This window comes from Myxacorys chilensis (assembly GCF_059505265.1).
This window is the reverse complement of sequence record NZ_JCACKG010000106.1, coordinates 1-11,219: the sequence shown is the minus strand read 5'-3', so window position 1 is coordinate 11,219 and position 11,219 is coordinate 1. Positions and strand designations below refer to the sequence as shown.

The following is an 11,219-nucleotide window of genomic DNA, read 5'->3' as shown; positions in this document are numbered from 1 at the left end:
CATCGCCTTTTAGCTTATTCAGCCCAACTTCACATAATTATCAACACAACCTAAGGGGGCGCTGCGCGAAAGAAATAAGAACTTCAGAAGCTTGAGAGAAATTAGCTGTATCAGTACTGTAGGCATTGAGCCAACATTGATTGAAGGAAAAGAAGCTGTGGGATGTGTTGCAGCCGTTGATGCCTCTTATCGTGATTTTCATTGGGACAGCTAGCTTCCAATGGACGATAAAAAAACGGAATTTGCAAATCGCTAACGACCGAGCGGATCAAGAGACACTTAATTGTTATCTGACCTAGCCTGAGAGCTTCACGGGTAGGTGATGAGGCATAAATTGTGGCAAAGTCAATAGAGCAACCATCGCCGCATTGATTCAATCAGCAGGAGCAAACGTCATCTTACCTCCGTATTCGCCAGAGTTCTCCCCAATTGAAAATTGCTGGTCAAAGATCAAGAGCGTGTTGCGATCGCTCCAAACTAGAACACATCCAGACTTAGTCAAAGCAGGTTTTGCGGGAAGGATATCGCTGAGACATTCGTATTGGTGGGGCGATAGGTCGCTAGGGTAGACTTTACTCATTTGCTCTCTCGGTGCTGTGTACGTTACGATTCGCAGCTTACACGAGTGAGCTTTGTACGACCTCACGAACTTTCCAAGCATCCTCTTAAATTGACAAATTCAGAGTGAAATTCTTTTCATAAATGCTGATCTCAAACCCATGTTAGGACATCAATAATCTGCTGTGCTAGGGTGAGCGGACGAAACGGTTTAGTAAAGACTGCAGCGACTTCTAGATCATTGAAACTCCGCTGCTCAGAAAGTTGCATCTTAGCTGTCATCAGAATAACGGGAATCGATTGTGTCACTGGGTATTGCTTGAGTTGCTGCAAAGTGGCGCGACCATCCATATCCGGCATCATTAAGTCCAGCAGAATTGCATCGGGTTGATGTTGAGCAGCGATCGCAATTCCTTCTGCACCAGAACTTGCTGTTAAAACTGTCCAACCTGCGCCCATTTGAAGTCCGAGGGTCGCGATCGCTCGAACGTCGTCTTCATCATCGACGATCAGAATTTGTTTTTTCATAGTTGCACCCTAGAACGCTGATGTTGACAGGTTAACGCTAAACCGAGGAGAAGTCGGGGAGTAAAGAGGGAAAGGGGAAGCGAATTTTATTGGAGGACGACGTTGAGCGGCAATTCGATGTGAAATGTGCTGCCTTTGCTAATCATGCTTTCTGCCCAAATTTTACCGTGATGCTGCTCAACAATGTTACGGCAAATTGCTAATCCGAGACCTGTTCCCCCTTTCTGCCGAGCATCAGAAGCATCAACTTGCTGAAAGCGCTCGAAGATGGTTTGTAGCTGATTGGCGGGAATGCCTCGTCCTTGATCAGTCACGCTAATGCGAACGCTTGAAGTTCTGTTGTTCAAAGTTAACGGTTGTGCATGCATCCGAACTATTGCTTCGGCTTCTGAAAATTTGATAGCGTTACTTAAAAGATTGGTCAGGGTTTGCACGATGCGATCGGGATCAGCATACAGCAGAATGGGAAGCGGTTCTGTAATCAATTGGATGCACGATCGATCTGCCATTGATTGCATTTCCTCAGTTGCCTGAGCCATGAGTTCAGCTAGATTACACGATTGTTTGCTCATTGTAATCTTGCCAGAACGAATGCGTTCGAGGTCTAGAATGTCGTTAATCAGGCGAATCAAGCGTTCCGCATTCTTCACACCAATATTAAGAACCTGCTGTCCTTGTTCGGTTAAGCTGCCTAACTGTCCGGTGCTGAGTAAGTCAAGTGAACCCATCATTGATGTTAAGGGTGTGCGTAACTCATGGCTGACCAAAGAGATAAATTCATTTTCCAGTCGTTTACGCTCAGTGATGTCGTTCGCAATCATTAAGGCGTAGGTTTCGCCGTTGATTTCAATGTGATCAAGCGATAACAAAATACTTTTTACACTGCCTGAACGGGTGAGCAGTTCAAACTCTAAATTGTGAATGGGTTCATTTGTTTGGAGGCGGCTCAGAAATGCGGCTGAATCGTGACCTAAGTGTAACTGCGCGATCGAATAGCCAATTACAGCATCGAGTGTGTAGCCACTCATACTGAGGAAGCTGAAATTTACTTCGATAAATCGTCCTTCTGGTATCGTAACGATCGCAATCGGATTTGGGCTTTGCCGAAAAATGGCTGCAAATTTTTCTTCGGCATGTTTTCGCTCGCGAATTTCTTGCTGAAGTTGTTCGTTTTGCGATCGCAGTTGATTTTGTAATTGTCGCAATGTTAAATGGGTTTCAATTCTGGCGAGTACTTCTTCGATCTGAAATGGTTTTGTAATGTAATCAACGCCACCTGCCTGAAACGCTTTTACTTTGTCGCTAACCGTTTCTAAGGCGCTAATAAAAATAATTGGAATGTCGCGGGTGCGATCGTCGGCTTTGAGGTGTTCACAGACTTCGTACCCATTCATCTGGGGCATATTCACATCCAGCAAAATCAAATCTGGCGGCATCGTTTGCGCTCCTCGAATGCCCGTAGAGCCTTTGGTGACACTGCGAACCTTGTAACCGCGATCGCTCAACATGGAAGATAAAAGATTCAGGTTCTCCGGAGTATCATCGATTACTAAAATGTCAGCTTTGGGTACGGTCATCTCCATCAAATGTTCGCCACTCGCAGCAAATTATATGATGTTGCTTTAAATACTTAAAGCAACATTAGCAAAAATAAATGATTGCTCTAAGAATTGCTTAAATTTTGCTCAGAAATTACTGACTCTACACAAAAACTCCTCTATTTCTCCCCGATCGCTGTTTATTATGAGCAACATCAGCAAACAGGGAACTGGAACGCACCCAAGCACTCCCTTAAACCTGAATTTGCATAATTGCAGTTTAGTTTCAACCATCATTATTTTCTGAGGTCACTATGCTTCATCACATTTCTGTTGCTGTTAACGATCCGTCGCATGTTGGTAATGTTCTTGCAGAAGTGTTACAAGGTCGTCGGTTTCCCTTTCCGGTTCACGAGGGCAGTTACATGGTTGTTAGCAACGACGATTATGGAACCGCGATCGAGCTTTTACCTGCTGGTACTCAGTTAATTCCCGATTTTCAAGAAGCCGGGTTTTTATCTGGAAATATTCCTCAAACCTTTCTTTCCGTTCATGCCGCTATTTCTGTACCCACCTCGCAAGAAGAGATTGAACAAATTGCCTACCGAGAAGGATGGCTGGTTCGATTCTGCGATCGCGGCCCCTTCAAGGTGATTGAATTTTGGGTTGAAAACAAATTCCTGATCGAGTTGCTGACTCCAGCACTGGTGAATGAGTATCTGCAATTCACAAAGCCAGAAAATTTCGAGGCATTTTTCAATCAGACAGCCCTCGATCTTGTTGAAGCTTAACTATAGCCACTAGACCTTAATGAACTGGAGTCTGAAATCATGTTAGCGATGGAAAAAGTCGAAGTTGCCCCTCAAGAGACAGTACTCAATCTGATTGGTGGATTCTGGACTGCGCGATCGGTGTATCTGGCCGCCAAGTTAGGCATTGCGGATTTGTTTGATGATGAACCTAAACCGATCTCACAACTCGCACAAGAAACGGATTGTGATCCGCGATCGCTATACCGACTGATGCGGGCTCTGGCGAGTGTGGGCATCTTTACCGAACTTGCAGATCAGCACTTTGCGCTCACTCCGCTGGCGGCAACCCTTCAGAGTAATGCTCCTGACTCAATGCGGTATGCAGTGATGGCACAAATGGGCTATGACCATTCTTTAGGCTGGAGCCACGGATTAGACAGTCTACAAACAGGCGAGATTGCCTTTGATACCGTCACTGGAAGGTCAATTTGGGAGCACTACGCTCAACATCCTGAAGATGGAATGATATTCTCGCAATCCATGTCCAGTATGGGATCTGCGATCGCCCAAGCTGTTGTAGCAAGCTATGACTTTTCTAGATTCAATACGATCGTGGATGTAGGAGGAGCACAAGGGAGCTTACTATCTACGATTTTGCGGACTCATCCAAATCTGAATGGAATTTTGTTTGACCTACCCGAAATTATTGCCAACGTTCGCTTGGATGGTGTGAATGCTCAAACTGTTGCAGGAAGCTTTTTTGAGTCCGTTCCATCGGGCGGCGATGCTTACTTGCTGCGATGGATTATTCACGATTGGAACGATGAAAAGGCATCAATTATCTTGAGAAATTGTCATCAAGCAATGCCGGAGGATGGCAAGCTGATGCTATTAGAAGGCATTATTCCAACAGATAATGAACCCTCTCCAATGAAATTTATTGACGTGATCATGCTGTTGATGACGGGTGGACGGGAACGCACCGAAGCAGAGTATCGGACATTGTTGCGATCAAATGGGTTTGAACTCATACGGGTGATTCCAACGTCGTCGCTGCTCAGTATTATTGAGGCAGTAAAAATCTAAGCTGGAATTATTAGATTTCAGCTTGAAGCTAAGTGAACCTACCTCAACTCGTTCATCTCTGGTCGAAAATAGCTATGAAAATTCATCGTACGCTGATGCTATTTACAATTGCTCTTGGAGCCAGTTTAAGCGTCGGTGCATCTCCAGAAAATCACTCTCAGGCCCAGTCAGAAAGCGCGAATCGTCCGATTCAAACCTTACCGAATGTTGAAGGCATTCGCTTTCGAGCCTTGACATACGAACGTTCAGCAACAAGCGAAGCACCAGCATTGCAGCAAGCTATCATTCGCGAACTATCAGGTAATGTTGCTGGCGTTCGCTATCTTTACAATTCGATTGATTTAGATGGTGATGGAAGATCTGAAGCGATCGCGTATTTGACAGGATCATCAGTGTGTGGCACAGGCGGCTGTACGATGATGATTTTCAAAGGAACGGGCTCTGGATCTTACAAGCGGATCTCCCAGCATACGCTCGTGAACAATCCGATTGTGGTGAGCGGTAAAAAAACAAAAGGTTGGCGCGATTTGGTGCTATTTGTTGCAGGTGGCGGTGCGAAGCCAAGCTACCACAGTTTGAAATTTAACGGTTCAACCTATCCCAGCAATCCTTCGACCGCTCCAACGCCGCCGCAGGGAACGATCGTAACAGGGATTGCCGTAATTGCAGATCAAATTTCTCCTGACGTAGGCACCCCTCTTTCCAGACAGCAGTCCTGGTAGAAGTCAACATTCTGTCAGTTCGAGAATTTCATCGAAACAGAATTGCTGAGTCAGTTCGGTTAATACATCTGCTAACTCTTGATTAGCGCTTTGTGCAACTTCGAAAGAACCACAGTCTGGAATTTGCTTGATCAATTGTGCAATTCGCTCTGCATCAACAGCAAGTGCCGCTTGATGCAGTTCTGTAATCCATTCAATGGGCATGTTTTGAAGACTTAAGCGAGCTAAACCAAAAGACGAGGAGAAAGAAGAAGTTTCTCTCTCTTCGTCGCAGATATAAGTAACACCCAAATGCTCGGCAAGCTTGTCAAAAAGCAGCGACTCTCGAAAGGGTTTCGCTACAAAATCATCACAGCCTGCGGCTAGAATGGACGCGCGTTGTTCCTCAAAAGCACTTGCGGTTAACGCAATGATTTTCGTGTGATGATCAGTAGCTTCAAGTGCGCGAATTTGACGGGTGGCTTCATATCCATCGATCACGGGCATCCGCATATCCATCAAAATTAAGTGCGGTTTCCATTGTTGCCACCAAGCGATCGCGTCTTTTCCATGAATTGCCGATCGCGTTTCAAATCCGACGGCTGTTAGTAATTGCTCAACAAGACTGCGATTTTCGGCGCGATCGTCAACCACCAAAATGCGGTAGCTCAACTGATTGGGCGCAAGCTGTAGAACGCGTCGCAGTGGCGATGAGGGTACAACTTCCTTGACTTCTGCGATCGCAACCGGAAGGTCAAAACTAAAGGTAGAGCCTTTCCCCAAGGCTGTCTTAACCTGAATATCGCCGCCCATCAACTGCACAAATCGACGACTAATTGTTAAACCTAATCCGGTTCCTTCCCGGATCTGCAACCCGCTACTGGTTTGAATGAACGGGCGGAATAGACCATCAATCTCGTTTGGAGCAATGCCACATCCGCTATCGTGAACCTCGAACCGGAGAGTTAACGTTAACGGATCAATCGAATTAGCACAGAGTTTAATGCTGCCCGTATCAGTAAACTTAACGGCGTTGGTTAATAGATTGATGAATACTTGACGTAACTTACTTTCATCAGCCGTAATATATTGAGGCAAGTCTGAGGCAATCTCAAAATCGAGCGATAACCGTTTTGCTTTTGTCCGAATGAGAAACATCTCATGTAGGGTCTGCAAAAGATAATGCAAATCGAATGCGACTAGATTAAGCGTCGTTCGTCCTGCCTCGATTTTAGACATTTCCAATACATCGTTAATCAGGCTCAATAGATGTTCACCACTGCGATTAATAATGGCAAGAGAATTCCGTTGTCGATCGGAGAGAGCCACATCGCGTTCCATTAATTGAGCAAATCCCAAAATCGCATTCAGCGGTGTACGTAGCTCATGGCTCATGTTTGCTAAAAAAGTACTTTTCGCGATGTTGGCAGCTTCAGCCGCTTCCTTGGCAATGCGTAAATCTGCTTCGGCTTTGTGTCTTGCTCGCCCGATCGCAATCAGTTCGCCAACAAGTTTGAGGCTCTTAACATCTTCCTGACTCCACGTTTTTTGAAAGTGAACCACATCCAGTCCAATAAATCCTGTCACATCACCTTGATAGATGATGGGCACTCCCAGCAATGATTGAATGGACTGCCGTGTAAATAACTGCCGCTCTGGTCCATCGGGAATCGTCTGAATATCGGTCGTGTACAATACTTCTCCAGCTAAAAATTGTTGATGTAAAAGTGGATATTCAGGAACACTCGATCCTCTTGCTTCGGGGGTGAGAGGGGAAATATTCTCACCACACCATTCATACAGCAATTGACATTCAGCCTGATCGTTGTGGTACTCAAAGAGGCAGCCTCGCTCTGCACCAATATGACGAGTAATCAACGCTAAGACAGCCTGAATCGCGGTTTCTGCATCTTGGTCGATGAACTGCCGGGAAATTTGACTGAGCAAATTATCTAGTTCAGCGCGGCGTTGGAGTGCTTCTTCGGCGGCTTTGCGATCGCTGATGTCTACCATGACAAACTCAAGGCAATCTTCCTCTAAACTCGGACGCAACGAAAACAAGCCCCATCCTGTAGACCCATCCGCACGGTGCAGTTCTGTTTCTAAATCGCGCACCTCGCCGTTTTGCCGTAGCTCGTTTAACATCAGTTGTCGAGCTTGAGGATTGGCTTGAAATTCGCTGGTGAAGCGTTTCCCAATTAAATCGCTAGGCGAGCTGAGATGAAGAATGTCGGCACAGCGTTGATTGGCATCGAGAAAAAGCCCGTCTTCAATGCGCGTGCGTCCGATTCCCACTTGAGAATTCTCGAACAAATGACGGTATTTCAGTTCGCTGCGCCGCAGAGCCTCTTCGGTTTGTTTTCGCGGCGTAATATCGACAAATACCGCTTCTAACAGGTTCTCTGCCAGATTAAGGGAAAGCGTAAACATGCCCCATCGGATTGATCCATCTCGATGGCAAAACTGCATTTCATAGTTCGTGACTTTGCCGTGTTGATGAACTTCGGTTAGCACCAATGCTCGTTCAGCGAGATCAGCATAAAAGTCAGTGGTGTATTTCTTGCCCACAACTTCATCGATCGAGTCGTACCCTATGGCTGCGATCGCATAAGGGTTGGCTTCAAGAATCAGTCCATTTTCTAAACTGATCCGGTAAATTCCAACTTGAGCATTCTCAAACAGATTGCGATATTTCAGTTCGCTACGGCGTAAGGCTTCTTCGGCTGACTTGCGATCGCTAATGTCCCGCACGATCGCTAAAACGTGAGGCTTCCCATTGTAACTGCACGTTGTTCCTTTGATTTCCACATTAATCAAGCTGCCATCTTTATGAATGTCAATGGCTTGACCATAAAATTGTTGCCCTGCTCTCACCGTTTCTATGTACTCTTGGAAAACAGGGAGAGTGCTGGGATGAATATAGGTCGATGGATGGAGCGCTAAAAATTCTTCGTACTCGTATCCATGCATTCTGCAAGCGGCAGGATTAACTTCAACTGGGTTTGTGGTCTCTAGGTCAGTAATATATAAGCCATCCGTAATCGCTTCAAAAATTGTTTTATACTGAGCTTCTTTCTCCTGTAAGGTTTGTTGTTGAGCTTGCAGCAGGGCATTTTGACGCCGCAATGTTTCTTCAGCTTGTTTTTGTTCTGTAATATCGGTTTGCGTTCCAATCCATTTTTGAATGTTGCCTTGGTCATCGAGAAGGGGCACGCCTCGAACGGCAAAAAGCCGATACTCGCCCGATGCCACGCGAACACGCTGCTCATCCTCATAGATCTTTCCAGATTTAACGGCGTCTAGCCAGACCTGTGCTGTAGAGGCGCGATCGTCAGGGTGAACGCTCTCAAGCCATCCCCATCCTTTAGCGCTGTCTTGGCTCCGCCCGGTGAGCGCACACCAAAGCGGGATGTCATCGACGACTTCTCCCGCCGCGTTGGTCATCCAGACGGCTTGGGCAGTTGCGGTCACAAAAGCCCGATACTCCGCTTCACTTCGCCGGAGGGCGTCCTCAGTGGTCTGGCTTTTGGCGGCTGACGGTCTTAGCGACGTGACATCGCGAATCACCAAAACGGCAGTTTCCTGATTGCCGAGGGTGACTCGGTTGCCTGAAATTTCTAACGTTAAACAGCGATTAGCTTGCTGAAACTCATACGCGCTCAGAACCGTTTCTCCACTCAATGCTTTTGCAGTGGGGTAGGCTTGAGGTTCAATCGGTTGACCCTTTTGCAGTAAGGGTAACAGATCACTTAATTTGGCGTTAATCGTCATGGCATGAGGCTGATCGACCAATCGATCAAACGCTGCATTGCACCATGTCACTTTGCCATCTTCACCTGCCCAAACTATCGCATCTGCGATCGCGCTTAAGGCAGCTTCCAGATTGACCAATTCTATTGAATCAGTTGTCATTGACACTCCTCTAACAATGAGTTTGCTAACTATGAGTTTGCTAACAATGAATTTGCCAGTTGATAAAGCGTTCTCACTGTAGAGCTATTGCTTGAGTATTCCACCACAGCAGCATGATAAATGACTTGCAATGAATCCTGCACCGTTTTGAGTGCATCTAATAGTTGGGGTTGAACGACTGCTTTAGGAGTGTCAGCAATTCCAAGAATGAATTCTCCATTTCCCCAATACCCTAAAACTTCACCATTGCAAAAGATTGCTTGTAACCGTTGTCCAGTTTGTTTAAGAATTCGATTTCCAAAGGCGTGACCCTGTTGAACATTAATTTGTTTTAGATTTGCCAGGGATGCGATCGCAAAGCATCCTGATGAAGTGCAATTGATGAGCGCCGCGATCGCTTGACTAGAGTTGAATTGATTCGGCAGTCCGGTAATGGAATCTTTGATCGATAACGTTTGTAGAAGACGAATCCGTTCTAATCGGTTTGTCAGACGAGAAATCAGTTCTTGACCCACAACAGGTTTTACAAGATAATCATCCGCTCCGGCTGCAAAAATTTGCTGTACTGTAGCAGATTCTTGATGAGCGGTGAGAAAAATAATCGGGATACTTTGCCAAGCTGGATTTGCGCGAATGGCCTGACATAGGACAACGCCGCTGAGTTGTGGCATCTGGACATCAAGAATCAGCAAATCTGGATTGACCTGGGAAAGAACAGCCCAAAATTTGAGCGGATTGTCAATCCCAGTGACGCGCATTCCCCAAGGTTCAAGCATTTGTTTGAGTGTAGCTAGAATGATCGGGTCATCGTCTACTGCGAGAACAGTCCACGATCGAATCGAAGCGATCTCGGTCTTCGTTTCTTTCTGCCAAGTCTGGGGAGACTCAGATTCAATGGTCTCTGGGATAGATGGGCTTAGCAGGCTCGCAGATTCTGCAACAGAATCTGCGAGCGATACCTTGTCTTGTCGCAAAATCTCGCCCAAGCGTTGAAGCAGCGATCGCACGATTTGATTTTGTTGCGGTTGTGGCTCAGTTTCAAATATTTTTTCAAGGTGCCGCGCAATCTGCGTTCCTTCATCTCGTTCAAACATTCCCAGAACTCCAGCTAGTTTGTGCGCAGCTTGTTCTGCGGTTTGCCGAAGCTCAGGGGTCAATATGGGAGAATCGATGGCTTGCTGCAATGCGATAAAACGCTCTTCCATTGTTTCGCGATACTGTTCCCAAAGTTCTTCAACCGCTTGATGATACTGTTGCGGTAGCGATTTCTGATTATCTTCCTCGGCATTATCTTCTTCAGCGTTACTAATTCTCTCGCGCAATCGATATCCTAATCCATACACATTCTCAATCCAATCGGTTGCACCGACTGCTTTTAACTTCTGCCGTAATCCTTTAATATGCGATTTTACGCTATCTTCCTGAGGCGGATCATCAAACGTCCACAGATGCTCGATGATGTCTCCACAGCTAAAAACGCGAGTGGGATGACGCAAAAGTAGTTCTAAGAGGCTATATTCCTTTGGAGTGAGCGCAAGGCATTTCTTGGCATACGTCACTTGGCACGATCGCGGATCGAGCCGTAGATGCCCAACTTCCAGAAGCGAATTTGCTGCAACCACTCCCCGTCTTAGCAAGGCGCGAACGCGTGCTTGAAGCTCTCCTAAATTGATCGGTTTGACCAAATAATCATCTGCACCTGCATCTAATCCCCGAATCTGATGCTCACTAGCCGCTTTCGCCGTCATCATCACAATCGGAGTTTCACATCGATGATGACGAAGACGTTGACACAGGGAAATTCCATCTAGCTTTGGCAAGTCCACATCCAGCAAAATCAAGTCATAGGACGTACTTTGAGCGTACTCCCACCCGATTGCTCCATCTTCTGCAATATCTACTGCATAATGATGTTCTTTCAGCGATCGCGCAACCAGGTCTGCGATCGCGATATCGTCCTCAACTAGCAAAACCCGCATTCACTAACTCATCGACAAACACCAAAGAAATTGTAAGATAGCCCGTTTCTTATCTCAAAAGGTCATTACAGAATGCAATAAATAGACCTGCTGGGAAATAAGAGATAATAACTAGGTTGTGTTGATAATTATGTGAAGTTGGGCTGAATAAGCTAAAAGGCGATG

7 protein-coding genes and 1 pseudogene are annotated in these 11,219 nt (G+C 46.1%); 4 read left to right on the top strand and 4 right to left on the bottom strand.

Features of this window, described 5'->3' with window-relative positions:
* Positions 1 to 392 precede the first annotated feature (392 nt).
* A pseudogene (locus AC5JLB_RS08070) lies at positions 393 to 503 on the top strand (transposase); the annotation flags it as partial.
* 208 nt (positions 504 to 711) lie between these two features.
* Here AC5JLB_RS08070 and AC5JLB_RS08065 read toward each other — a convergent pair.
* Positions 712 to 1,086 carry a response regulator gene (locus AC5JLB_RS08065; protein ID WP_495873312.1) on the bottom strand — a complete coding sequence of 125 codons (375 nt, stop codon included), beginning with the start codon at positions 1,084 to 1,086 and terminating at the stop codon, positions 712 to 714.
* Between the two features lie 86 nt (positions 1,087 to 1,172).
* The gene (locus tag AC5JLB_RS08060; protein WP_495873311.1) at positions 1,173 to 2,663 is read right to left on the bottom strand and encodes an ATP-binding response regulator; all 1,491 of its coding nucleotides are present in this window, start codon (positions 2,661 to 2,663) and stop codon (positions 1,173 to 1,175) included.
* A 275-nt stretch (positions 2,664 to 2,938) separates the two neighbouring features.
* On the opposite strand from AC5JLB_RS08060, the gene AC5JLB_RS08055 reads away from it, so the two are divergent.
* From AC5JLB_RS08055 to AC5JLB_RS08045, 3 genes are all read left to right on the top strand, one after another.
* Positions 2,939 to 3,415, top strand: coding sequence for a hypothetical protein (locus AC5JLB_RS08055; RefSeq protein WP_495873310.1), 477 nt, complete (start codon positions 2,939 to 2,941; stop codon positions 3,413 to 3,415).
* A gap of 39 nt (positions 3,416 to 3,454) precedes the next feature.
* A complete protein-coding gene (locus AC5JLB_RS08050) occupies positions 3,455 to 4,462 on the top strand; it encodes a methyltransferase (RefSeq protein ID WP_495873309.1) in 1,008 nt (335 codons plus the stop codon).
* Positions 4,463 to 4,536: 74 nt separating this feature from the next.
* Entirely contained in the window at positions 4,537 to 5,184 is a 648-nt protein-coding gene (locus tag AC5JLB_RS08045; RefSeq protein ID WP_495873308.1) for a COG3650 family protein, read from the top strand.
* A 3-nt stretch (positions 5,185 to 5,187) separates the two neighbouring features.
* Here the strand turns inward: AC5JLB_RS08045 and AC5JLB_RS08040 are convergent, their stop codons facing one another.
* Positions 5,188 to 9,075 carry a PAS domain S-box protein gene (locus AC5JLB_RS08040; protein ID WP_495873307.1) on the bottom strand — a complete coding sequence of 1,296 codons (3,888 nt, stop codon included), beginning with the start codon at positions 9,073 to 9,075 and terminating at the stop codon, positions 5,188 to 5,190.
* A 29-nt stretch (positions 9,076 to 9,104) separates the two neighbouring features.
* Positions 9,105 to 11,054 carry a response regulator gene (locus AC5JLB_RS08035; RefSeq protein WP_495873306.1) on the bottom strand — a complete coding sequence of 650 codons (1,950 nt, stop codon included), beginning with the start codon at positions 11,052 to 11,054 and terminating at the stop codon, positions 9,105 to 9,107.
* Between the last annotated feature and the right edge of the window lie 165 nt (positions 11,055 to 11,219).

Excerpts from the sequence above, each read along its gene's own strand:
- AC5JLB_RS08050 (WP_495873309.1), top strand. The coding sequence starts at position 3,455 with ATGTTAGCGATGGAAAAAGTCGAAGTTGCCCCTCAAGAGACAGTACTC.
- AC5JLB_RS08055 (WP_495873310.1), top strand. The coding sequence starts at position 2,939 with ATGCTTCATCACATTTCTGTTGCTGTTAACGATCCGTCGCATGTTGGT.
- AC5JLB_RS08065 (WP_495873312.1), bottom strand. The coding sequence starts at position 1,086 with ATGAAAAAACAAATTCTGATCGTCGATGATGAAGACGACGTTCGAGCG.
- AC5JLB_RS08060 (WP_495873311.1), bottom strand. The coding sequence starts at position 2,663 with ATGACCGTACCCAAAGCTGACATTTTAGTAATCGATGATACTCCGGAG.
- AC5JLB_RS08035 (WP_495873306.1), bottom strand. The coding sequence starts at position 11,054 with ATGCGGGTTTTGCTAGTTGAGGACGATATCGCGATCGCAGACCTGGTT.
- AC5JLB_RS08045 (WP_495873308.1), top strand. The coding sequence starts at position 4,537 with ATGAAAATTCATCGTACGCTGATGCTATTTACAATTGCTCTTGGAGCC.
- AC5JLB_RS08040 (WP_495873307.1), bottom strand. The coding sequence starts at position 9,075 with ATGACAACTGATTCAATAGAATTGGTCAATCTGGAAGCTGCCTTAAGC.